Source organism: Chromatocurvus halotolerans (genome assembly GCF_004340525.1).
Classification (GTDB): domain Bacteria; phylum Pseudomonadota; class Gammaproteobacteria; order Pseudomonadales; family Halieaceae; genus Chromatocurvus; species Chromatocurvus halotolerans.
In genome coordinates this window covers 88,018-111,454 of record NZ_SLWX01000006.1, presented here as the reverse complement: position 1 = coordinate 111,454, position 23,437 = coordinate 88,018, and the positions used below count along the sequence as shown (strand labels likewise).

At 60.6% G+C, this 23,437-nt stretch carries 22 protein-coding genes, 1 tRNA gene and 1 pseudogene; 18 read left to right on the top strand and 6 right to left on the bottom strand.

Going from position 1 to position 23,437, the window contains the following annotated elements; translation table 11 throughout:
• Window positions 1–98: 98 nt before the first annotated feature.
• Together csrA and EV688_RS08895 are read left to right on the top strand one after the other, a co-directional pair.
• A complete protein-coding gene (csrA, locus tag EV688_RS08900) occupies window positions 99–287 on the top strand; it encodes a carbon storage regulator CsrA (protein ID WP_117315967.1) in 189 nt (62 codons plus the stop codon).
• A gap of 55 nt (window positions 288–342) precedes the next feature.
• A tRNA-Ser gene (locus EV688_RS08895) sits at window positions 343–435 on the top strand.
• Window positions 436–506: 71 nt separating this feature from the next.
• Here EV688_RS08895 and EV688_RS08890 read toward each other — a convergent pair.
• Window positions 507–662: pseudogene (locus EV688_RS08890) on the bottom strand (transposase); the annotation flags it as partial.
• 251 nt (window positions 663–913) lie between these two features.
• On the opposite strand from EV688_RS08890, the gene EV688_RS08885 reads away from it, so the two are divergent.
• From EV688_RS08885 to EV688_RS08875, 3 genes are all read left to right on the top strand, one after another.
• Entirely contained in the window at window positions 914–2,887 is a 1,974-nt protein-coding gene (locus EV688_RS08885) for a PhoX family protein (RefSeq protein WP_117315969.1), read from the top strand.
• 64 nt (window positions 2,888–2,951) lie between these two features.
• Entirely contained in the window at window positions 2,952–3,110 is a 159-nt protein-coding gene (locus tag EV688_RS08880) for a twin-arginine translocase TatA/TatE family subunit (RefSeq protein WP_117315970.1), read from the top strand.
• 509 nt (window positions 3,111–3,619) lie between these two features.
• Window positions 3,620–4,195, top strand: coding sequence for a porin family protein (locus tag EV688_RS08875; RefSeq protein WP_162883832.1), 576 nt, complete (start codon window positions 3,620–3,622; stop codon window positions 4,193–4,195).
• 86 nt (window positions 4,196–4,281) lie between these two features.
• On the opposite strand, the gene EV688_RS08870 is transcribed toward EV688_RS08875, so the two are convergent.
• Entirely contained in the window at window positions 4,282–5,202 is a 921-nt protein-coding gene (locus EV688_RS08870; RefSeq protein WP_117316136.1) for a homocysteine S-methyltransferase family protein, read from the bottom strand.
• 141 nt (window positions 5,203–5,343) lie between these two features.
• Between EV688_RS08870 and EV688_RS17890 the strand changes: the two genes are divergently transcribed.
• Window positions 5,344–6,072, top strand: a complete 729-nt coding sequence (locus tag EV688_RS17890; RefSeq protein WP_131917608.1) for a DUF4174 domain-containing protein — start codon at window positions 5,344–5,346, stop codon at window positions 6,070–6,072.
• Here the strand turns inward: EV688_RS17890 and EV688_RS17420 are convergent.
• Complete coding sequence (locus tag EV688_RS17420) at window positions 5,981–6,463, bottom strand: c-type cytochrome (protein ID WP_162883834.1); 483 nt, start codon at window positions 6,461–6,463, stop codon at window positions 5,981–5,983. The genes EV688_RS17890 and EV688_RS17420 overlap by 92 nt on opposite strands.
• A 282-nt stretch (window positions 6,464–6,745) precedes the next feature.
• Between EV688_RS17420 and EV688_RS08860 the strand changes: the two genes are divergently transcribed.
• From EV688_RS08860 to EV688_RS08845, 4 genes are read left to right on the top strand one after another with little or no spacing between them, the layout of a single operon-like run.
• Entirely contained in the window at window positions 6,746–7,762 is a 1,017-nt protein-coding gene (locus tag EV688_RS08860) for a 3-oxoacyl-ACP synthase III (RefSeq protein WP_117315975.1), read from the top strand.
• 6 nt (window positions 7,763–7,768) lie between these two features.
• Window positions 7,769–8,779: an alpha/beta fold hydrolase gene (locus tag EV688_RS08855; protein WP_117315977.1), complete on the top strand. Its 1,011-nt coding sequence runs from the start codon at window positions 7,769–7,771 to the stop codon at window positions 8,777–8,779.
• On the top strand, window positions 8,760–10,517 hold the full coding sequence (locus tag EV688_RS08850; protein WP_117315978.1) for a fatty acid CoA ligase family protein: 1,758 nt from the start codon (window positions 8,760–8,762) through the stop codon (window positions 10,515–10,517). The genes EV688_RS08855 and EV688_RS08850 overlap by 20 nt, the downstream gene beginning before the upstream one ends.
• Window positions 10,514–11,500: an NAD-dependent epimerase/dehydratase family protein gene (locus tag EV688_RS08845; protein WP_117315980.1), complete on the top strand. Its 987-nt coding sequence runs from the start codon at window positions 10,514–10,516 to the stop codon at window positions 11,498–11,500. Before EV688_RS08850 ends, EV688_RS08845 begins: the two co-directional genes overlap by 4 nt.
• A 15-nt stretch (window positions 11,501–11,515) precedes the next feature.
• Here the strand turns inward: EV688_RS08845 and EV688_RS08840 are convergent, their stop codons facing one another.
• The gene (locus EV688_RS08840) at window positions 11,516–11,887 is read right to left on the bottom strand and encodes a DUF6768 family protein (RefSeq protein ID WP_117315982.1); all 372 of its coding nucleotides are present in this window, start codon (window positions 11,885–11,887) and stop codon (window positions 11,516–11,518) included.
• The gene (locus tag EV688_RS08835; RefSeq protein WP_117315984.1) at window positions 11,884–12,435 is read right to left on the bottom strand and encodes an RNA polymerase sigma factor; all 552 of its coding nucleotides are present in this window, start codon (window positions 12,433–12,435) and stop codon (window positions 11,884–11,886) included. Before EV688_RS08835 ends, EV688_RS08840 begins: the two co-directional genes overlap by 4 nt.
• Window positions 12,436–12,676: 241 nt before the next feature.
• On the opposite strand from EV688_RS08835, the gene EV688_RS08830 reads away from it, so the two are divergent.
• From EV688_RS08830 to EV688_RS08800, 7 genes are all read left to right on the top strand, one after another.
• Window positions 12,677–14,380, top strand: a complete 1,704-nt coding sequence (locus tag EV688_RS08830; RefSeq protein ID WP_240624272.1) for a DUF1592 domain-containing protein — start codon at window positions 12,677–12,679, stop codon at window positions 14,378–14,380.
• Window positions 14,381–14,483: 103 nt separating this feature from the next.
• The gene (locus EV688_RS08825; protein WP_117315986.1) at window positions 14,484–15,818 is read left to right on the top strand and encodes a DUF1552 domain-containing protein; all 1,335 of its coding nucleotides are present in this window, start codon (window positions 14,484–14,486) and stop codon (window positions 15,816–15,818) included.
• A complete protein-coding gene (locus EV688_RS08820; RefSeq protein WP_240624273.1) occupies window positions 15,819–17,273 on the top strand; it encodes a COG4315 family predicted lipoprotein in 1,455 nt (484 codons plus the stop codon).
• 129 nt (window positions 17,274–17,402) lie between these two features.
• Window positions 17,403–18,422 carry a hypothetical protein gene (locus EV688_RS08815; protein WP_117315988.1) on the top strand — a complete coding sequence of 340 codons (1,020 nt, stop codon included), beginning with the start codon at window positions 17,403–17,405 and terminating at the stop codon, window positions 18,420–18,422.
• Between the two features lie 28 nt (window positions 18,423–18,450).
• Window positions 18,451–19,293 (top strand): HpcH/HpaI aldolase family protein, encoded by an 843-nt coding sequence (locus EV688_RS08810; RefSeq protein ID WP_117315990.1) that lies wholly within the window; start codon window positions 18,451–18,453, stop codon window positions 19,291–19,293.
• Between the two features lie 68 nt (window positions 19,294–19,361).
• Window positions 19,362–19,703 (top strand): high-potential iron-sulfur protein, encoded by a 342-nt coding sequence (locus tag EV688_RS08805; RefSeq protein ID WP_117315992.1) that lies wholly within the window; start codon window positions 19,362–19,364, stop codon window positions 19,701–19,703.
• Window positions 19,704–19,746: 43 nt separating this feature from the next.
• Window positions 19,747–21,078, top strand: a complete 1,332-nt coding sequence (locus EV688_RS08800) for a cytochrome c (protein WP_240624274.1) — start codon at window positions 19,747–19,749, stop codon at window positions 21,076–21,078.
• Window positions 21,079–21,129: 51 nt separating this feature from the next.
• On the opposite strand, the gene EV688_RS08795 is transcribed toward EV688_RS08800, so the two are convergent.
• Complete coding sequence (locus EV688_RS08795; protein WP_117315994.1) at window positions 21,130–22,119, bottom strand: threonine dehydratase; 990 nt, start codon at window positions 22,117–22,119, stop codon at window positions 21,130–21,132.
• Between the two features lie 360 nt (window positions 22,120–22,479).
• On the opposite strand from EV688_RS08795, the gene EV688_RS08785 reads away from it, so the two are divergent.
• Complete coding sequence (locus tag EV688_RS08785; protein WP_117315998.1) at window positions 22,480–23,346, top strand: hypothetical protein; 867 nt, start codon at window positions 22,480–22,482, stop codon at window positions 23,344–23,346.
• Window positions 23,347–23,437: the final 91 nt, after the last annotated feature.

Sequence of the window (23,437 nt, the reverse complement as noted above, 5' to 3'; positions counted from 1 at the left end):
AACCGCTAGAACGGTATCGATGGGGCGGGGTGAGAGTGGCCCGGCATCCGCAAGCAAGCGCCGACTGCGGCGATCACGGACGATACAGGCTGAACGATATGTTGATTCTCACGCGCAAGGTAAACGAGTCGCTCATCGTTGGCGACAACATCACTATCACCGTACTCGGCGTCAAGGGAAACCAGGTCCGTATTGGCGTCGATGCGCCCAAGGACGTGGCGGTGCACCGGGAAGAGATCTACCAGCGTATTGCTGACAAGCCGGCCGAAGACAACGAGTCCTCCTGACGGGAATCTGATTTTTTGATTTCTTGTCTCGCCCAGTGATATGATTCCGCGCCACGGAGAGGTGGCCGAGTGGCTGAAGGCGCTCCCCTGCTAAGGGAGTATAGGGTTTATAGCCCTATCGAGGGTTCGAATCCCTCTCTCTCCGCCATTTATCGGCTCGGCTCTACCCACCTAGGCTCTCCGGCTCTACCCACTTAACGGGGGATGCACCGGTTTTCACTAAACGCGATTAATAATGCCATCCCATCCACAATGGGTTAAGACTCTCAATCGATAGTTCTCAAAATTCCTGAATCCGTAAGCCCTCCTGGTCATCATTTCCATCTTGGTATGGTGACCCTCAGTGACCCCGTTGCTCTTCGAGAAACGCCACATGGCGGCGCATGAGGCTCAGCAGGCCACGACTCCTGCCGCCGTCGGGATCGGCGTTCTGTCAGGCCTTGAGAAAGTGATGGGGTGATAAATCGCACACTTCGTCCTTGTCACACAACCTTCTCCAAACTGTCTTTTAAATAACGCTTTTTGTTCATCGAGAGGGCGTAGCGTATTGATGCTGCGCACGCGGACACTTTCCTGTCTCGTGGCAGCGCCATCCGATCAGCTTCGCTACACAACTGGAGAATGCGATGATCACTGATAATTCCCCCAATAATGCAAGCCTGCACGATGATATGGAGAATGTTGCCTCAAATATTTCAGGCAATACGCACTTCTCTGATATCGTAAATCGAGGTGTCGCCCGACGTAGCCTCATGAAGGGCAGCCTGGCAGCGGCGGCAGCGGGCTTTTTCGCGCCATCGGCTCTTGCCAAGGCCGCTGGCAAAGGTAACGGAAAAGCCAACGGCAAGGCGAAAGGTAAACCCTTTCAGTCCGGCGTGGATGCCGGCAATCTTGTTACCTTTACACCGGTAAGCGTGGAGCAGGGTTCTTCGAATGCCCGTATTCCGCATATTTCAAACGATTACGAATACCAGACTCTCATTCCCTGGGGCACGCCGCTGGTGTCGGGTGCCACTGGCTATGATGGAGATCCCGATAGCCGACCCACGGCGGACGAAGCCACCCGGCAAGTCGGCATCGGCCACGATGGCATGTGGTTCTATCCCGAAAACAACCGCTATAGCGATTTTGTCGCCAATGGCTACCAGCTGAGCAGTACTCGTGGCCTGTTGGTAGTCAATCATGAGTACGGCACCAATGGCCATGTGCTGGGCAAGGCAATGCCGGATTCATTGGAGGATGTACGCCTGTCGCAGCACGTGCACGGCGTCACGGTGGCCGACATCCGCAAGGCCCGCGGCAGCGATGATTGGGAACTCGTCACCGATAGCCGATTCAATCGGCGCATACACGTCAACACAGAGGTGACGTTCTCGGGACCAGCCGCGGGCAGTCCGCTGCTGCAGAATCTGGCGGGTAACCCGCCCATGGGTACGGCCAACAACTGTGGCTCCGGTCCAACTCCCTGGGGCACCTACATAACTTGCGAGGAGAACTTCAACGGCTACTTCGGTTCGAATGAGCCGGATCGGCAAAATGACAGCGCCCAGGATCGCTACGGCTTTAGTAACAATGGATTCGGTTATGGATGGCACCTGTTTGACGAGCGCTTTGATCTTGCAAATGAAGATTACGCAAACGAACAGCACCGCTTTGGCTGGTGTGTCGAGATCGATCCGTTCAATCCCGATGCAAAACCCGTCAAGCGCACGGCACTGGGCCGCTTCAAGCATGAGGCGGTGGCGATCAAGGAAATCAAGGGCGGTCATATCGCCGCCTACATGGGTGATGACCAGGTCTTTGATTACTGCTACAAGTACGAGTCAAGACAGCCCTGGCGTAATTACATCCGCCGCGGCGAGAGTCCGCTTGATGATGGACGCCTGTATGTAGCGCGCTTCAATGCTGACGGCACGGGTGAGTGGATTGAGCTGTCCGTCGACAACCCGAAGCCGTTCAAGGACGGCAAGACGCTTGGCGATATGTTTGCCGACCAGGCAGAACTGCTGGTGTTCACGCGCCTCGCGGCTGACCACGTCGGTGCAACCCCCATGGATCGACCCGAGTGGGCCACCATCGGAAAGGACGGAGAGGTCTATTGGGCTCTGACGAACAACGGTGCACGAACTGAGCCCAATGCTGCCAATCCGGAGGCCCCGAACACAGACGGCCATATCATCAAGACAGTCGATCGCAACAGCAATCGGTTCAACTGGGAGCTGTTTTTCCTCGCCTCAGATACACGTGGCACGGAAAATGTCGTAACGGACCCCGACGCAGCGTGGGCTGACGACGAAGGCCGTCTGTTCATCGGCACGGATGGCGGTCAGCCTGACGGCCTGCAGGACCAGCTGGTGGTGTTCGATACGACTGCGCCCGGAAAGCCGGAGCCAAAGCGTCTGTTTGTTGGTGTCTCCGGGGATGAGATTACGGGTTACGCAACTACGCCCGATTATCGCTATGCATTTATCAATGTGCAGCACCCCGGTAATGGCAGCCCCGCCGCGACAAACTTCCCGGCACCGGATGGCAGTGGGCGCGTACCGCGTGATTGCACGGTCGTGCTGCGTCGCAAGGACGGCGGTAGGGTCGGTTCCTGATTGGCCAATGTATTACGCGGGGGCGCTCTGCGCCCCCATCTTCACGTTTCAGGGAGATTGACAAATGGGTATTGGTGGAATTGGAGTCTGGCAGCTACTAATTGTGTTTGCGATGATCTTGCTGGTATTTGGCGGCAAGCATCTTGGATCCCTGGGTGCTGATCTGGGGAACGCTATTTCAGGCTTCCGAAAGGCCATGCGGGATGACAGCCCGGTTGAGTAACCGTCCTTTTTCAGGGGTCTCAAGCAGGCAACACCGGAACAGCTATTGACCTATCGACTCACTCAACCCCGGGCTACGCCCCTGTTATCCCTGTATTCATCAAACCGAAGGGCCCCAACGGGGCCCCTTTTCATTTGCCTATCAGTATGTCGGCCATTCTTATTTTCCTGAGTCTTGCCCAAAAGTAAGCCATAGATTTGTTACAGGCTGATTTCGATGGCGTTGCCGTTTGTTTACAGTCGCGGGTGGAATGCCAGATTCGGGTAGTCTCAGAGCAATAAGGAGGGTGAAGACGCTAATGCCTGCGATCAGCTCTACACGACGATAGGGTTTGCCCGGTGGCAGGATCACGCCAGGCAGCATGAAATAGCGCCGCACGCATGTCGTGAGCATATAACAGCGGATCTGCGTATCGCCAGCATAGGTTCCACGTCGCTTGAAAGACGCCGCCACCAGGCGGTAGCCTCGTCTTTATGAAATGCATAGAGGAAAGCAGGAGGGAAAATTCCATGCGATCTTCAGTCATCACGATGACGCTGCTTGTTCTCCCATTCGTAGCGCCGGGCCTGCCGTCTGCGAGCGCGCAGGACAAGCCATGGTCCGCTGCGCTCCACGTGGGAGTGGCCGAGGTCAGTCGACGGGTAACGGACAGCGGGCCCTGGTGGAACGACGTGGATGATGATGCAACCGCTCTGGGTGTCAGCCTTGGCTATGATGTGTTGCCCATGCTTGGAGTTCGCGTGATGTACGAGGAGGCGGACAACCTGCGTGGTGTGAACACATGTCCCGCGGACGCGATCTGTCCCGCTGTGGTCATTCGTGAAGAGGTTGGCCTCAGATCATGGCACGCGGCCCTGCTTCCGCGCTATGAATTTGCACCTGACTGGACGGTGTTCGGGACCCTGGGTGCACAGCGATGGAAACTGGATCGGGATGATGTTCTTCCCGATGATTCGGGCACAGCGTTCACCTACGGCGCTGGCGTCACATGGCAATTCCTGCCACGCTTGGATGTTGGCCTTGAATACCAGTCGTCGCAAGTGGATTACGACGCCGTTCGGCTCTCGCTGGGATACCGGTTTTAGCGGTGGCACTCCCTTGTTATGGACACGTCAACAACGCCTGATGTTTTGCTGTTGAACACAACAAGCCGTTCAGGTGATCAGTCCTTCTATGGCCGGGCCCCCAACTGCGACAACCCGATGATCTCGCATTGATTGTTGAAGCTATCCGCCAGATAACGGATGTGGGCGGGTGTAATCTCACAACAACCACCGGTAACCACGGCGCCATTGTTCAACCACTGTTCCACGGCCGCGCCATAGGTTGCCGGTGAGACGTCCTCCCGTGCTTCAAGGGTGTCTACCAGTCCACCGTTCGCTACGCTCTCGACACTTTCAAACGCATTGGCGTAGCCGCCTACCCTTGGATAGAGTGCAACCAGTTCGGGCATCGCGGTGGTGAGTGTTTCGAGGTCACAGCAATTCAACATCACGGCCGTGGGTGCGTAATGTGCAGCCGTAGAGACGGCTTTCGCGAGGCTTTCACCCGATTTCAGGCCACCATTCGCCTCCAGGCGGAATGACACGGCAAAGGGTTTGCCGAGTTCCCTCGCCGCATCGCATGCTGCCCGTGCTTCAAGGGTGTTGGTCATGGTTTCAATCAACATGACGTCGGCACGTTGCTGGAGCTCGACGAGCGTCGCGTATTCCCCGCGCAAATCCTCGAAAGATCGTTCCGGCTGGCCCCTGTAGCTCCCGAACAACGGTGGGAGGCAACCAGCAACATCCACCTCGGTACCCGTCGCTTCCATGGCTCTCTCCAGCGCTTCGAACGCCTGATGGTGAATAGCGCCCATCTGACTGAGAGCCCCATTTTTTCGTAGACGATCGGGCGTGGCGGTATAGGTATTCAGGGTCAGGGTTCGGGCTCCCGCACGGATAAAGTCTGCGTGAACAGCCGTGACAATCTCGGGTTTTTCGAGCATGACGGCAACCGACCACAGTGGAGAGCTTATGTCCTTCGCCCTGCGGTAGATTTCCTGGCCAAGCCCGCCATCGAGGAGAACGATGGACTGCGCGTCAGGCTTCACTTCCACTCCCGAAACCAGCACAAAGGCGACTTGTCGACACGGATATTTTCGTCTCCATCCAGGTGTGCTGGATCACCCAGCCTCGTGCATCATCATATCATTGACGGTTTGTCGCCCTGAAGCTCATCATCCGATGGTCATATGCCTTCTGGTATCAGGGCTTTAATGGGAATAAGGGGAATCCCGATGCACCGTGGAACCTGTAGCGTAATGTTGGCGCTGGCCTTGATCACATCGACAATGTCTTCTGCGGAACAATCGGGTTCATTGGCATCGGGCTTCGAAGCCCTCAGCCTCAGGAACCTGTCGGATCTGCGCTGGAAAAACCGCGTCATTATCGTGCTGTCATCGGGCTCGGCGTCGGTTGCAGAGGATATCGCAGCACTGAAAGAACATACCCCTGGACTCGAGGAGCGCGACGCAGTCTGGTTTGTCCTGGATGGTGAGGTTCTGGTGACGAACTTCCCCGGCGCGGTCGCACCGACGTTTGCAGACGATCTGGGCGAGTCGGTCAGCGGCGATCAACGCGTGCTGCTGATCGGCAAGGATGGTGGTGTCAAGATGCGCGCGTCGCGCCTGAACATCGACGAGCTGTTCTCGCGCATTGACGCCATGCCCATGCGACGCCGGGAGATGCAATCACCGGCGCGCGAAACTTCGGAAGTTCCCCGTCAAGGGCACGCAGGAGATGCGCGAATGCGGTATCCGTATTGTGCCGGGTGGAGATTATGGCGTCGCCTGGACCCTACACGGCACCAACGCGACAGATCTCGAGTATTCAGATCGGGTAATGGTAGTAGCGACCCGAGTACTTCGGCACCTGAGTGTACTTGGAGTGCAGGAACTCGACGACATCAATCAGCTGCGTGACTGTCATGGTCCCGGTGAAATCCGGCATTGGCGATACCACGGCCCCTTCATCGTTGCCAGAATCGTCCTGCCGCCGCAGTTGGGGGGCCACGCGGTGGCTGGGGTTGACGATGGATGTGAGCAGGTCGCCGTAATGCTCAACCTGAATCAGTCTGCCACCGAGCCTGACCTGAAACTCGGCATTCTCGGGTTGCTCGATGTCGGAGTCAGCGACGGTGTGGCACTGTGGACATCCCAGTGACAGGAAAGCCGCTTTGCCCTGCTCAATGTCACCCTCGGGCAGGACAAAACCTTTCACAGGCGGCCTGTCATCGCTGCAGGCGGCGAGGGTCGAGATGAACAGAAGAACCAGCCCGTAACGGGCACCAGGAACACGCAGCAAACCGTTCATGATATTTCCCCATGTAAACACCTGTTTTGAGTATAGGCCAGGTGGCATGACGCCGCCTTGACTTCTATCAAAGGGGCTAAGACTGGCGCTGCGCCAGCGTTTGTCGCCACTGCGGGCGATACCGGAACTTGTGCCTCGGGAGCTGACTCCCGCAAACGCGTCAAATTCGCTACAATGCCGCGCACATCCGGGGCTGTGCCGTAAATCATCGAGACGTGCAGCTCGCCACGCGCTGCCTATCCGCAGCAGTCCCAGCCATGACACGCAGCCGAGTATCCATCCATGCATTTCAAGAACGTTGTTATCCAGGCCCCTGTCGCCGTGAATGCACCTGTCAGCCTTAGCTCGCAGGAGATCGCGCAGCGCCTGAAGCCCACCATGGATCGCCTGGGTATTCGCGAAAACCTGCTTGCGGAAATTTCGGGAATTGAGTCCCGCGGTTTATGGGATGAGCACACGAGCCCCTCCGATGCCGCCACGCTGGCCGCGGAGGAGGCGATTGCGCGCAGTGGCATTGACCGCTCGCGCATCGGCCTGGTCATCAACACGTCGGTGTCCAGGGACTTCCTTGAGCCCTCCACCGCCTGCATGGTGCACGGCAATCTTGGCCTCGCACCCGACTGCCTGAATTTCGATGTCGCCAATGCCTGTCTGGGCTTTCTTAACGGTATGGATATCGCGGCGCGCATGCTTGAGCGTGCAGAGGTGGATTACGCCTTGATTGTTGATGGTGAATCCAGCCGTCCACTGATCGAAGCCACCATTGCACGACTGCTTTCACCGGAGGTGGAAGAAGCACAGTTTCGCGCAGAGTTCGCGTCACTGACGCTGGGCTCGGGCAGTGCCGCCATGATCATGGCGAGGCGTGAGCTGGCGCCCGACGGGCACAGCTATCGCGGTAGCGTGACGCGAGCGGCGACCCGGTTCAATAAGCTGTGCCAGGGCAATATGGACCGTATGCAGACGGATACGCGAGGACTTCTTGGTGCCGGGCTGGAGCTCGCCGCGGAGACCTTTGCGGAGGCGCGCAAATCCTTCGGCTGGGCCCCGGATGAACTGGATCAGTTCGTCATCCATCAGGTAAGCAAGGTGCACACTGAGTCACTGGTCCAGCTGCTGGGTCTGGACCCTGTGAAGGTTCACACGATATATCCGCATATGGGTAACGTCGGACCGGCCTCGGTACCGATCGTGCTGTCCAGGGTGGCCGAGGCGGGCAAGCTGGACACAGGAAGTCGCGTTGCGCTCCTGGGTATTGGCTCGGGCCTCAACTGCTCCATGGCCGAGGTGGTCTGGTAATTCCCCATGAGTGAGGCGACCGCGCAGCCGCATCCATCCACCTACCGGCCACCGGAAGATCTGTATCCGTTCCACTCACACTGGCTTACCATCGATGGCCAGCGCATGCATTACCTGGATGAAGGTCCGCGGGATGCGCCGGTATTGCTGATGCTGCACGGCAATCCGACCTGGTCGTTCTACTACCGTAATCTTGTGCTGCGTCTGCGCGACCGTTATCGCTGTATCGTTCCGGACCACATCGGTTGCGGTCTGTCCGACAAGCCGGATGACGCAGATTACGACTATCACCTGGCCCGGCGGATCAGTGACCTCGATGTGCTGGTGCGTGCGACTGTCGGTGAGGAGACGCCTCTGTCGCTGATTGCACACGACTGGGGCGGCATGATCGGCTTCGGCTGGGCGGCACCGCGTGCGCAGAGGATAGAACGCTGCGTCATTCTCAATACCGCAGCTTTTCCCCTACCTGCAGACAAGCCCTTTCCCTTTGCCCTGTGGCTGGCCGGGCGCACGCGCCTGGGTGCGGTGCTGGTCCGAGGCATGAATGCCTTCTCTGCCATGGCCGCCTGGATTGCCTTCAAGAAGCCGGTGAGCAAGGCCGTGCGGGCGGCTTACACAGGCCCGTACAACAGCTGGCAGAACCGCATTGCCACGGTACGCTTCGTGCAGGATATTCCGCTCAAGCCCGGGGACCGCGGCTACGACCTGGTGGCCGGAACGGCCGCACAGCTGCATCGCTTTGCCCGGACGCCGGCGCTGCTCGTCTGGGGCCTAAAGGACTTCGTTTTCGATCAGAGCTTTTATCGCGACTGGCAGCATTATTTGCCAGAGGCTCAGCGATACCCGCTGGCGGACTGCGGACACTATGTGCTCGAGGATGGCGGCGAGCCATTGCTGGACCGTATTGAGGCCTTCCTGGCCTCCAGCGAAAGTCTCGCGGAACACCAGATGTCCACGCCACCTCAGCAACCGGGCACCCTGGAGGATGCTGCGGGCAATGACCGCGCCGCACCCTGAGCAGGGAAACACCGGCCCCTGCAATGTCGCGGCTGCCCTGGTTGAGCAGGCGCGCCGGCAGCCGCAGCGTCCGGCAATTCACTACCCGGTGGGTGCGCACAGAGGCACGGTAGACTACCACAGTGCCACCTACGCCGAACTCGACGCGCTGAGTGACTGTTACGCGCGAGGGCTAAAGCATTACGGGATAGAACGCGGCGCCCGCGTGGCACTGATGGTGCCGCCGGGGCTGGATTTCTTTGCGCTGTTTTTTGCGCTGTTCAAGGCCGGCATTGTCCCGGTCCTGATCGACCCGGGTATTGGTCTGAAACCGCTGAAGACCTGTCTGGCAGAAGCCGAACCGGAAGCCTTCATCGGTATCACCCGGGCACAGCTGGCCCGCGTCATCCTGCGCTGGTCGCCTCATTCCATCCATCGCAACGTTACCCTGGGGCCGCGTCTTGGCTGGGGTGGCCTCTCGCTGCGTGGCCTTGCCCGCCGCGGCGGTGTCACCGGTCCCCCGGTGCTGGCCGATACCCGGGCGGAGGAGATCGCGGCGATCCTGTTTACCTCCGGCAGTACCGGTATCCCCAAGGGTGTGGTGTACCGGCACCGTCACTTCACCGCGCAGGTCGACATGCTGCGCGCCACTTTCGGCATTGAGCCAGGCGAGGTTGACCTTGCCACGTTTCCGCCCTTTGCGCTGTTCGATCCGGCACTGGGTATGACCACGGTGGTGCCGTACATGGACCCGACCCGCCCGGCCAGGGCCAATCCCGACTACCTCGCCCAGGCCATTGACCGCTTCTCCGTAACCAACGTGTTCGGCTCACCGGCGCTGCTCAAGGTCCTCGGTACCCACTGTCGGGAAAAGCAACGTCGGCTGCCAACGCTGCGACGGGTGCTCTCCGCGGGCGCGGCGGTGCCGGCGGACACCGTGTCCCTGATGCAGCAGGCCATGCCTGCCGATGGCAGGGTCTACACGCCCTACGGTGCCACCGAGTGCCTGCCGGTCGCCTGCATCAGCAGCCATGAGCTGAGTCCGGAGCTAATTGCCGCCACGCGGGAAGGTGCCGGCACCTGTGTCGGACGCCCTGTGGCACCTAACGAGGTGGCGATCCTGCGTCTTTGCGATGAGGCGCTGGAAACCTTCGCGGCCGATGATCTGCTGGCGGCGGGCGCTGTCGGGGAAATCATTGTGCGCGGCCCGACCACGACAGATCGTTACTGGCAGCGCAGCGAGCAGACCCGACTGGCCAAAACCGCCGATACACAGGGCAGGCTCTGGCACCGCATGGGCGATGCAGGCTACCTTGATACTCAGGGACGGCTGTGGTTCTGCGGCCGAAAGTCACAGCGGGTGCGTACGGCGCAGGGAGATCTGTTCGCCGATCAGATCGAGGCGATCTTCAATACGCTTGACGACGTCGAGCGCTGCGCACTGGTCGGCGTGGGGGAAGCCGGCGAGCAGGTACCTGTGCTGTGCGTGGAACTGCACCGAGCGGGAAGCGGTCAGCCGCCGGCCTGCAGGCAGGCGGTAGAAGCGGCGGTCAGGTCAAAGGCCACGGGGCACGCTGCGCTGCAGAGTCTGGGCGCGGTGCTGTTTCATCCGGGCTTCCCGGTGGATATCCGGCACAACTCAAAAATCAACCGGCAAGTGCTGGCTGCGTGGGCTGCCCTGCAGTGCGCCGATGCGCGCCGGCAGCAGCAACCCGCGATCACGGACACCAACGCGAGCACCGAAGGGCGCCGTCTGTGAAAATTCTGGTAACCGGGGGTGGCGGCTTTCTCGGTATGGCCATCTGTCGCCAACTGCTGGCGCAGGGTGATGAGCCCATTGCCATGCAGCGCCGTGAATCATCGGCGCTGGCTGGTCTGGGTATTTCCCAGTACCGCGGCGATATCCGTCGACCCGGGGATGTGCGGGCGGCCGCCGCGGACTGTTCGGCGGTGATTCACACAGCAGGCAAGGCCGGTGCCTGGGGTGATCCGGCCGTCTATCACGCTATCAACGTCACGGGAACGGAAAACGTCATCGATGCCTGTCGTTCTCTGGGTATCCGGCGTCTGGTGTTCACCTCTTCCCCCAGCGTCGCGCACGGTGGCGGTGATATCGAAGGCGGCAATGAATCTCTACCCTATCCCGATCATTACGCGGCGCCTTACCCACATAGCAAGGCTCTCGCCGAGCAGACGGTCATGGCGGCCAGCGACGGTGATTTGAGCACCGTGTCGCTGCGTCCGCATCTGGTCTGGGGCCCCGGGGACAACCAGCTGTTGCCGCGACTCGTGCAGCGCGCCCGTCAGGGCACACTTAAGCTGCCTGGCGCCAGCAAGCGGATTGATACGGTCTACATCGACAACGCTGCCCGGGCACACCTGCTGGCCCTGACGGCACTCGACAACAACGCGGCCTGCCACGGCAGGACCTACTTTATCTCCAACGGGGACCCCTGGCCCCAGGCAGAAATCATCCACGCACTGCTGGCAGCGGTTGGCGTCGATGTCCGGATCCAGTCGATACCGGCCTCGGCAGCGGTGCTGATCGGCGCGGCGGCCGAGAGCTGGTGGCGTCTGTCGCGACGTCGCGACGAGCCACCGCTGACGCGCTGGTCGGCGCAGCAGCTCTCGACTGCGCACTGGTACGATATTTCCGCCGCTCGCGAGGACCTGGGCTATGAACCGCTCATCACTATGCGCGAGGGACTGGCGCGTCTGCGTGCGTCAGGTCTGTCACCCTGAGGTCAGCGCGCCTGACTAGTGAGGAGCCGCTCCGCTTGATAGCTTCAGCTGAACCAACGCGAGTTCGCGCAGAATACGATTGGCCTCGAACTGGCTGCCCATAAAGCCGCGCAGGAACGTTATGATCTGGACCAGCACCACGACCAGAACACCCCATTGCACGGCCCGGACGGGGTCGCTGGCATCCATCAGGTTGATCGCTGCCCAGATGCCGGTACCGAACAGTGCCAGCTGGACCGCCATGACCAGTCTCATCACCCAGCCCAGCGGTCCGCGGAACAGACCGAATGCCTGGCGCAGGTACCCGGGCTCCTCGCCCAGTTCCGCCCAGACCGCGCGGTCCTGTTCTTCCAGGGTCTTGCGGATCATGTCATCAACATTGCTCATGGTGCGTCTCCTTTTAAACGAGCGCGCAGGCGATTGCGCGCGTGCAGTAGCCGGGTCTTGACGGTGCCCGGGGCGATATCCAGTGCGGCGGCAGTCTCTGTCACCGTCAGTCCTTCCAGGTAAAAAAGCGCCAGCGTGGCGCGGTGATGGGCCGACAGGCCGGCCAGCACGGCATGCAGTTCATCGGTCGAAGCGCTTTGCTCAGGTGATGCATTTTCGGATGCCACGGCATCGAACGTCTCGGCAACATCCCGCTGGCGTCTACTCTGCCGTTGGCGGATGCTGCGGGCACAGCGGCGCGAGACAATCCGATAGGCCCAGGCAGGAAAGGCGCGTGCCTCGCGAAGGCCTGGCAAGCCGCGCAGAATCTCCAACCAGGCATCCTGGGTGGCCTCGCGCGCAGGCTCCTCCTCACCCATCAGACGCCGGGCGTGCGCCAGCAGCTTCGGCTGCCAGCGCTGGGCCAGGTGTTCCAGTGCGTTTCTGTCGCCCATACGGGCAACCGAAACCAGATAGTGGTCGAGCGCAATGGACTGATCTGTCCGCATTCGTGTCTTCCCCGGTAGATCGTCGTTCGGGCTGCCGGTAGCTGCCACCCCTGCCGGGCGGGTATCGCTGAACCAGTGCCGACAATCATCAGCAATAGTCTTACAGTGGGGGAAGAGAGGGAAACGGTTCACTGGCCATGGATATCGAGTGGCTGTGCTGCGTCAGACAAAAGTATTGCGTGTGGCGAAATCGTGCCTTAGGCTGGCCCTCTATAAAAATAATGCTGGAGAAATCTGCAGTATGCGTCTGATGTACAAGCGCGCGGCTCCGCACGGGTCAAGCAAGGTGTTCTGTGCGGGTGTCCTGGGTTTTGTTGCCCTGGTCATGCTGGCAGGCTGTTCGGAATCCGATCCTGAGCCTGAAACGCCCGGAACCAGAGCCCTGGTCAGCCTGGTCACGGCTGAGCAGTACCGTAATTCCCTGAGCTACATCTTTGGTCCCGGCGTTGATCTTCAGGTGGAGTTCGCGCCTGTGGCACGCACCGAAGGACTGCTCGCGAACAGTGCTGCAATCGCCGGTATCGGCAGTTCTCAGCTTCAGGGTATTCAGGGCGTCGCTGCCAGCGTGGCCAGTCAGGTCCTCGATACCAAACACCGCAATTATCTGGTTCCCTGCAGACCGGAATCCATAGACGGGCCGGACGAGGCCTGCGCAACCCGCTTCCTGTCCAGGGTCGGCCGGCTCCTGTTCAGGCGCGCTCTCACGGATGACGAAGTTGCGATGCACGTGAAACAGGCGGGTTCTGCGGCAGAGCAACTGGAGAGTTTTTACGCAGGCCTGGAAATTGCGCTTGAGGGGATGCTGATCAGCCCCGAAGGTCTGTTTGTTGTGGAGCGCGCCGAACCCGATCCCGAGAATCCAGGCCAACTGCGCCTCGACGCCTATTCCCTCGCATCGAGGCTGAGTTATTTCCTGTGGAATTCCGCGCCGGATGACGAGTTGCTGGCCGCGGCAGAGAGCGGTGAACTGCAGGCGAGTGGGGGTCTTGAACGTGCCGTGGACCGAATGCTGGCGAGTCCGAGGCTCGCGGAGGGAATGCGGGCCTTCCTCGACGACATGTTCGCCTTTGATGAAGTCAAGACGCTGACAAAGGACTCCACCATCTACCCGGAGTTCACACGTGTGACAGCAGAGGACGCGCGGGAGCAGACGCTGCGCACCTCCATCGAGCATCTGCTTGCCAATGATGGCGATTATCGCGACCTGTTCACCACGCGGTCGACTGTGATGTCCCCGGCCCTGGCTATTATCTACGGTGTGCCGGCAGAGCCTGGCTGGACGCCGCATACCTTTCCCGACGACAGTCCGCGATCGGGTCTCCTCACGCAGGTCAGTTTTCTTTCCCTGCACGCGCACCCCGGTCGCAGTTCCGTGACCCTTCGGGGCCAGGCTCTGCGTGAGCGCTTTCTGTGCCAGACGGTTCCCGAACCGCCGCCAGGTATCGATTTTTCCGTGGTGTCGAACCCCGATGCCAACTACCCGACGCAGCGCCAGCGTGTGCGGGCGCATCTCGAGACGCCGTCCTGTGCCGGCTGCCACAGGATCACGGATCCGATCGGTTTGTCGCTCGAGCGGTTTGATGGTGCCGGCGGCTTCCGGCTTACCGAGAACGGCGCCGTGATCGATGCCAGCGGCGGCCTCGATGGCTTCGAGTTCGAGGGCGCCGTAGGTCTTGGAAAGGCACTGCGCGAGAACCCCGAGCTGCCTCGATGTCTGGTGCAGCGCGTCTACAGTTACGGCACCGGCGCGCCGCCGGCGATGGAGGCGCGGCCTGCACTGGATTATTTCAATGCCGAATTTGCCGCTCGGGGCTACCGGCTTCGCGAGTTGTTGCGGACGATCGCACTCAGTAAGGCATTCTCGCGTGTACAGAATGATCCGGGCGAAGAGAGCAATCCGGAATATCAGGAAGAAAGCCGGATATCGGTTGCGAGTTCACGCTGAGGCCAGTCGTGCGCCGGGTACAGGAACACTGAACCGAAGGACCGACGGCGTTGGCTATCTGCCGTCGGACATCGGGCGAATCGGGGAATTCAGGAGAGTGGTTATGAGTCAGTGGAACAGGCGTCGTGTTCTCAAGGGAATGCTGAACGGTGTCGGTGTATCGGTAGCGCTCCCTTTCCTTGATGTCTTTCTTGACGGCAATGGAACGGCACTCGCCTCGGGCGCACCGATGCCCGTGCGGTTTGGCACCTGGGGCTATGGACTTGGAGGCACGTCGGGTATTTTTGTCCCGAAAAAGACCGGCGCCGGCTATGACCTGCCCGAGGAGATTGCTTCCTGGGCCCCGGTGCGTGATGACGTCAATCTGTTCACGAACGGATCGGCCTTTCCCGACTCCTCCCCGAACCGGAATCATTTCACCGGCTGGGTGGTGTCGAGAACCGGTGTGGCGCCGGAGATCGACAGCGTGCCAACCGAGACGATCGATGTCACCGTCGCCAAGCAGATTGGCCGTGCCACGCGCTTCAACTCCCTTACCGCCACTGCGACCGCTGATGCTCGCGACACCTACAGTTTCATGAACGCGTCGACGCCCAATACGCCGGAATGGTCGCCCCTGCAATTCTACAATCTGTTGTTCGGGGCCGATTTTCAGGATCCGAATGCAGAGGAGTTCACTCTGGATCCGCGGATTATTGCGCGCAGAAGCGTATTGTCCGGCGTCATGGAGCAGTCGCGCTCCATGATGAAGGTGGTGGGCGCCGCGGACCGCGAGCGTCTTGATCAGTACTTCACCGGCCTGCGTCAGCTGGAGACGCAGTTTGAGCAACGACTGACCAAGCCGGATCCGATCGCGAGCTGCCTGCCCCCCGGTGAGGCTCCGGTCAATCCCTTGATGGACAAGTCGGCCGATGCCGTCCGGCTGCGGCACCAGATGATGACCGAGCTTATGGTGATGGCCATCGCCTGTGATCAGACCCGTGTTTTCAACATGACCTATTCAGCAGCATTTTCGTCAATTATCAAGCCGGGCTATCCCAAGCCGCACCATACCTGCACCCACGAAGAGCCCGTCGACGAGCGCACAGGCTATCAGCAGAACGCCTCCTGGTTCACGCGCCGCGCCATGGAGTCCTGGGTGGATTTTGTTGAAGCCTTCAAGAAGATACCGGAGGGTGACGGCACACTGCTCGACAACGTGCTGATTCTTGGCACGACCGATGTCGGTTACGCGAGAACGCATGCAATTGACGGCATGCCGGTGTTCCTCGCCGGCAGAGCTGGCGGCAAGGGCAAGAGTGGCATGCACATTGATCTGAAAGGTGGCTCGGTGTCACAGGTTGGCTACACCGCCCTCAGGCTCCTGGGCATTGACAAATCCTCCTGGGGTACGCTGAGTAACGAGTCGTCTGAAGTCATCCACGAGGTCGTGGCCTGAATGATGGCGCTCGGCGATTCAGGGAAAGTCATCGACAGGCGCGTGATCCACTCCCTCGCTGCGACGTGTCTTCTCGCCGCGACGGCGAACCTGGCCGTCATGGATGCGGCTGCCGACACTTCAGATCGTTCGCGGTACTGGCAGGCGGCGACCAGCACCGCACAGGAAGCCTACATCGAAGAGAAGACGCCACCGGGGATTCAGGTGGTTATCAGTCCCCTGGAAGGGCCGGTGTATGCCGATGAGCGAGGGCGAACGCTGTACCAGTGGCCCCTGAGTGCCTTGCGCAACGGGTCCACCGGTGACAGGAAGCACGAACCGTCCAACTGCACCGATGAGGTGCTGAAGGTTTCCGCAGGCTTGATGAGCCCATACCCTGCCGGTCTGCGCTTGCCGGATGCCGACCAGCGCCTGAGCTGTGCCCGGGTCTGGCCTCCCCTGATCGCAGCCGATGATGCGGAAGACGTCGACAAGTGGACGCTTGTCACGCGCGACGACGGTTCCCGCCAATGGGCCTATGACGGTTACCCGCTATATACCTCCATTCTGGATCAACAGCCCGGCGATGTGCTGGGAGGCACCAGGATCAGGTCTGGCGGTGATGGCGGTGTGGTTCGCGTGCCGGTGGGACCGCCGCCGGATGTTCCGGCTGAGTTTGCTGTGATTCCCAGCACTACCGGCCGACTGCTTGTGGATAACCGGGAATACTCGGTTTACACCTGGGATGGCGACGAGCCGAACACGTCGAACTGTTATGACGACTGCCTGGATCACTGGACTCCGGTCGCTGCACCTGCGCTTGCGGCCGACACGGATCAGTGGACAGTGATCAGGCGGTCTTCCGGAACCCGTCAATGGGCGTTCCGGGGCCAACCGCTCTACACTCACAAGAACGACCCCGGGAGCCGCAGCTTTGTCGGTGGCGATGAGCCGGACTGGCGCAACCCGAAATGGCACAACACCTACACGCAGCGCGCCGTCGTGCCGCCGGACGCGTTCACGGTACAGGACGCGGAGTTCGGTGGGCAGGTTCTGGCGGATGCCCGCGGGCGGACCCTGTATCTGTACAACTGCAACGACGATTCCCTGGTGCAGCTGGCCTGTGATCACCCGGATGCGCCGCAGGAATATCGCCTGGCCATCTGCGGCAATGGCGACCCTGCAGTCTGTCTGGAGACCTTTCCCTACGTCATCGCAGAGGCCGATGCGAAGAGCGAGAGTTCGCTCTGGAGCGTGATGGCGATAGATCCCGAGACCGGACATCGCGCCGCTTCGGGTCAGGATAACGCGCTGCAGGTCTGGGCCTATCGCGGGCGACCGGTATATACCTATGTCGGTGATCGTGAGGCGGGCGTTACCAACGGTGATGGCATCGGCGAGTTTACCGGGCGTCGCAACGGCTACAAGGCGTTTGTGCTGCGCGACGATTTTGGTGAAAACGCGTTTCGTCGATGATGCTTATGCTGACAGTGCCAACAAGCGTTATGAACGCTGGGGAGAAAACCGATGTCACAGTTTGAAGCGGCTAATACCTTGCATAATTGCCCACTGTCCCTGAGAACAATCTCGGCCGCAGCGCTTCTCATGTCGTTGGGCAGTGTCGCAATGGCGGGGGCGCCGGATGGGGGTCGCATTGGCTACGTGCTCACGGAACGGCACTGGGCGCTCTATCAGACGGAGGGTGCCCGGGAAGAGTGTCCCCAGGGTTTCAATATCGGGCCGCGCGAGCAATACGATGAGCTGTTTCCGGAAGACAGCGGGGTAGAGCGCACCGAGGTGGACACGCGTCTCATGCGGGAGGGTCGACGGTTCCACCGCACAACCGCAGATGAAGATCCCTTCCCCTTCCACGATGCACAGGGCACCACCGCTTACGGACTGAACCTGGATGGCAAAGTGAGTGATGAGGACTTTCTCAGCCCCGAGGGCGAGGACGGCATCGATAATCAGCTGCATCGCGCCATCGGCTGTATCTCGATTTACCGCGGCCCCGACGGTACCTTCTACCACTTTTCAAACCTTTTCATGTACGGGAATGCCTACAATCGCTGGATGATAGAACTCTCCGGGGTGGACGATCTGGCGAATGACAATGAGGTGACGGTGACGTTTTATCGCGGCCTCGATGACCTTGTAACCGACGCCTCCGGCAAGGGCTTTGTTGCGGGAGGTACGCAGCGGGTGGATATGCGCTGGGGCCAGAGCTTTATTCAGGAGGTACAGGGCAGCATTGTCGACGGCGTCCTGACCACGCAGCCGACGGATCGGACCAAGTTTCCGTGGTCTTTCCCCGGGATCGGCGGTGGCTTCCATCTCTTTCGCGATTTCCAGCTTAAGCTCACGCTGACCCCGAAAACAGCCGAGGGCATCCTGGCCGGCTACGTCGATGTCGAACAGTACAACCACCGGCTGAACAGGAACTGGACAACGCACCACCAGAGTTACGGCCAGCTCTCGGCGGCATCCCTGTATCGCGCGATGAAAAGGCTGGCGGATGGCCACCCCGATCCCGACACCGGCGCCAATACGGCCATTTCCGCGGCCGTGGATGTGATCATGCACCAGGTGCATATCGTGCATCCGGGCCAGCAGTCGGCAGATTAAAGGTTATTGACCCCTTTAGGAGTATGACATGGAAGGTCGGCATTTTTTTTTCGCGCTGCTTGCGTGCATCGTTATTCCATTTGCGTCGGTCGCGCACAGCGCCGAACCTGGCGCGCCCATTCGCGATCGGAGCCTCATAGAGCTGTGGGCAGCTGGGCAGCCGGCTTTTGGCCAGTATGTGACGCAGATGGCGGACGATGCCGGTTCAGAGGAAGTTCCCCGTTACACCGTTGAGACAGGCCGTGAGCTCGCTGCAAACCGGTTACTGGACTTTGCCTTCCTGAGTCTGGAGCAGCATTACGATGCCGAATCCGCGCGTAACGTCGCCAGGGGCCTTGGCAGCGGGGGAGGGGATGCCGCGATGCCCCTGCTGGTACGCATTCCACCGATTTCGACAGATGGCGAAGACGCGGCACGGGAGCGGGTCAGGGAAGTTCTCGCGCTGGGCGCCGATGGCGTGGTCATCCCCCATGTGCTCAGCGCCGGGGAGGCGCGCACCGCCATTTCGTTCTTTGAGGACGTTGATGTTTGGTCTCCCGGCAATCCGGAGGGTGACGTCATCGCAATGCTCATTGTCGAGGATCCTGAGGTTTTTGCTGAGCTTGAGGAAATCGCCGGCATGGCGGGCTACAGTGCGCTGGTCTGTGGCATCGGCAGTCTCACCAGTGCGCTGGATGGCGACCGGGAAGCGGCGGAGGCGATCGCCCTGGAAGTGCTGGAGGTGAGCCGGCGTGCGGGACTGGTGGATCTGATGACCGTAGACACGGAATCGGTCGGGCGGCGCGTGGAGCAGGGTTTTCTGGCGCTGCTGGCCTATGGTCCCGAGTCGGATCAGGCCATTCGAGCAGGCAGGGCCGCGGCTGGCCGGTAAGCGGCACGCGCACCCAGACCTTTCCCGGAACACTGTGTTCGCGGGCACATCACAAAAAGGGGTAGAGAATGAATTCCAGAATGTCGCGGCGCACGTTGCTGTTGCGAGGCCTGCAGATTCCTGTTGCGGGCGGTGTACTTATGGGATTGTCCGCCTGTGGTGACGACCCGGACAGCGGCGGCGACACGGCCATGGTATGCGCCGACCCCGGTACGATGACCTCGGCCGAGGAGAGTGTTCGTCGCACGCTCAACTATGTGGAGACCTCGCCGGACCCCGCCCGAAAGTGTATGGATTGCGAGTTTTTCCACGCAGCCCGGGAAGCCGGCGGCTGTGGAACCTGCGAGATGTTTGGTGGCAAGCCGGTGAATCCGGGGGGTCACTGCGACTCGTGGAGTGTTGATGCCTGATAAGGCTACGCGGGACCTTTCCCGGATTCGGAACGGAGCAGGAATGATCAACTTTCACATCGAACGCCTCGAGTCGAGAACATTCGACGCCGCGCCTGCGGGCGCCTCTTCAGTTCTGCGCAGCATGCTGCTGGCGCTGGCCATTGCCGTGAGTCTGGCAGGCCAGGCAAGCTCAGTGGATGCGGCAACTGCCGCTGGTCCTGGCAAGATCACTTCGGATACGCATCAGCGAGGCGAGTACCTTACCAGCGCAGGGAACTGCGTGAGCTGCCACACGAGCGATAACGGTCGGCCATTCGCCGGCGGTCTTGCGTTCGAAACACCGTACGGGACGATCTATTCAACGAATATCACCCCCGACGCAGACACCGGTATCGGTCAGTGGAGCCTGAAAGAATTCACGGTGGCAATGCGGCAGGGTGAGCGGCCGGACGGCGAGCATCTGTATCCGGTGTTTCCCTATACCTCGTTCACGAATATCAGCGACGCGGATATCGCCGACATTTACGCGTACCTGAAGACGGTTGCCCCGGTGAAGTCTTCACCGCCGCAGAATGACCTTGATTTCCCCTATAACCAGCGCTGGGCGCTGGGAATCTGGAAATTCCTGTTCCTCGAGGATCGCCGCTTCGAGCCGGAGCCAGCGCAGTCGGCGCAATGGAACCGCGGAGCCTATCTGGTCGAAGCGCTGGGACACTGTGGGGAATGCCACACCCCGCGCAATTTTCTCGGTGCCACCGATGCGGATCTTGCGATGACCGGCAGCACCTACATGGAGCGGGTCGAGGGGAAACTGTCGGCCTGGTCGGCGCCAAACCTTACCGCTGCGAGCAGCGGTCTGGCCATGTGGTCGACCGAAGATATTGCGGGATATCTGAAGCTCGGCTTCAGCCACCGGGCAGGCGTATTCGGCCCGATGAACAAGGTGGTTGTGAACAGCACCCGGCATCTGTCTACCGAGGATGTCAGTGCCGTGGCCACCTACCTGAAAAGCTTGCCGGCCAATTCCCGGCCCAGCGCTGAGCCTGCCAGTGACGAGGTGCTGCGCGCCGGCGCTATCCAGTACGATATCCATTGCGGGACCTGTCATTTGCCGACGGGTGAAGGGTCTGCAGAGACCGGGCCGCCCCTGGTCGGCAGTCCGGTGGTTCTCGATACGGATCCGTCGTCGCTGATCAATATCACGCTCTATGGGGCCCAGCTGCCGAAAATCGCACCGTCGACTGAATGGCAGGCGCGGGGCTGGAAGCGCATGGAGGCCTATGCCAATAAATTGAGTGACGAACAGACGGCGGCACTGCTCAGCTATCTGCGCAATGCCTGGGGTCATGAGGCGGGGGCTGTCAGTCGGGAGCAGGTCGCGACGCAGCGTTAGTGGTGCGGCCCTTTGAGGCCGCTCTGCAGGGGCGAGACCGGGAGGCGCCCTTCAGGGAGTAGGCGTCGCGCCCGACAGCACGGTCCGGAAGATGTCCGTATCCACATTGCCGCCACACAGAATGACGGCCACGCGCCGCCCGCGCTGTCGTTCCCGCTCCTGCATGAGCCCGGCGAGCGGGGCGGCACCCGCACCTTCCGCGACGTTGTGCGTGCAGCGAAAGTACATGCGCATGGCTTCAGCCACTTCATCATCGCTGACTTCCATGACGCGACTGGCACCGCGTCGGTAGATTGCCAGTGCCTCCGGTACGACGGCCCGGACGGCCATGCCATCGGCGAAGGTGTGGGCGCTGTCCGTCGACTCGGCCTTGCCGCTGTGAAAGGCGCGGCTGGCGGCGGGTGCGGCGTCGGACACGACACCCACGATTTCCGTGTCCAGGCCAAGGGCATCGCGCGCGGCGATGACGCCACAGATACCCGAGCCGCAGCCTATCGGCACGTACAGCGCGTCAATGCGGTCCACTGCGCGGAACAGCTCCAGCGCGTAGCTTGCCACCCCGGTCACCAGAGCCGGGTGGAAGGGAGGTACCAGAAAGAGGTCTTCTGTCGCCGCGATGCCTGCTGCTTCCTGGCGCGCTTCGTCGAAGTCGTCGCCATATTCCAGTAGCGTTGCGCCGAAGGCACGCATGGCCTCGTTCTTCTCCCGCGCATTTCCGCGTGGCACAACAATAGTGGCGGAAAGACCGCACGCGGCAGCCGCGCGGGCCTGGCTCTGACCGTGGTTGCCACGAGTGGCCGTTACCACGCCTCTGCACTGCGGGTGTGCCTGCCGGAGCCAGTGCATGAACGTGATGCCACCGCGGACCTTGAAAGCCCCCGTCGGCGTATGATTCTCATGCTTGACCCAGACATCCGCACCGACAGCGTCTGCAAGCGTTGGCCACGCATATTGCGGCGTGGCGGGCATCGCGTCGTACACGAGCGCCGCAGCCGCCTCCAGTGCACTCAGATTGAAATCCGGGCTGGAAAAGTCGTCCATCACTGCGCTGTCTCCCTGGTCATCCGGCGGTGTGGCCAACAGGATAGCACCACAGATGCCTGCATTGTTTTCGAGAACCGCCTCATCGACATGCGCGAGACCGCACAGATAAAAGAAACAAGCCCTGCGAAACTTGAGCTGAGTCGAGCGTCAGCCACAACGCTGCAGGGCCGTCACAGGCCCGTCCGCAGGTTTCTAGCTGCGCGCTGGCGTATTTTTCAACCCGGGCGTTCTAGAAGGAGCACTGTCATGCACAGCATCATTTATATCATCGGCGTTATCGTGGTCATTATGGCCATCCTGTCGTTCGTGGGTCTGGCCTGAACAAGGCGATCAAACCCGTTATCAAGGAGACTTCCCATGACCATCGAACACCCCTCTCAAGCGGTAACCGTCAATGAATCCGATCGAGCCTACTCTGACTGGCAGGCGATATTCACCGGCGCGTTCTTTGCCGCAGCCTTTTCCCTGGTCTTGCTGACCTTTGGTTCGGGCGTTGGCCTTACCATGATGTCCGCAGAGCCGGGTGAGGGGATCTCATTGAAATGGTCGATGATCGCGGCCGGCGTCTGGTTCATCGTTGTCGCGGTCAGCAGTTTCGGTGCCGGTGCTTATCTGACCGGAAGAATGCGCCATCCCATTGGCGATGCCAGCGAGGACGAGATTGAAACCCGCGACGGAGTGAATGGCCTGACAGTCTGGGCGACGGGAACGCTCATTGCCGTTGTTCTCGCCATGGGCGGTATCGGCAGCCTGATGGGCATCACTGCGTCTGCGACCGGTGCCGTTGCCGGCGGTGCCGCGAAGTTTGTGGAAGAGCAGGGGGATTATTTCGCCAGTCTCATTGTGCGTAACGGGACCGGCGCATCATCCTCGTCCGAGTCGCTGTCTGAAATCCGCACGATTCTTGCCCGCAGTGTGGCAGAGGGCGAAATCAGCGAGTCAGACCGGAACCGGCTCAAGCAGATCGCCGCCGCAGAGGCGAACATGGAGCCCGCAGAGGTAGAGCAACGTGTCAACGAGGCCCTGAGCATGTTCAAAGAGGCGCGCGAGGAGGCAATGGACGCCGTTGATCAGGCAAGAATCGCCGCAGTCATCACAACCTTTGTGGTGGCTGCGACCATGATTGCCGGTGCGGCGGTCGCCTATTTCGCAGCGACACTCGGTGGGAAACATCGCGATCATGGCATGCCATTTAGCCGCGTGGCATTTCGACGCGAGGTCTGATTCACTCGGATAGCTGGCACATCCTGCGGCCGCCCGTATGCTTTTGAAGGTTGCGGCGTTGCTCCCCGGGCAAGGGGTAACCTTCCGCGTG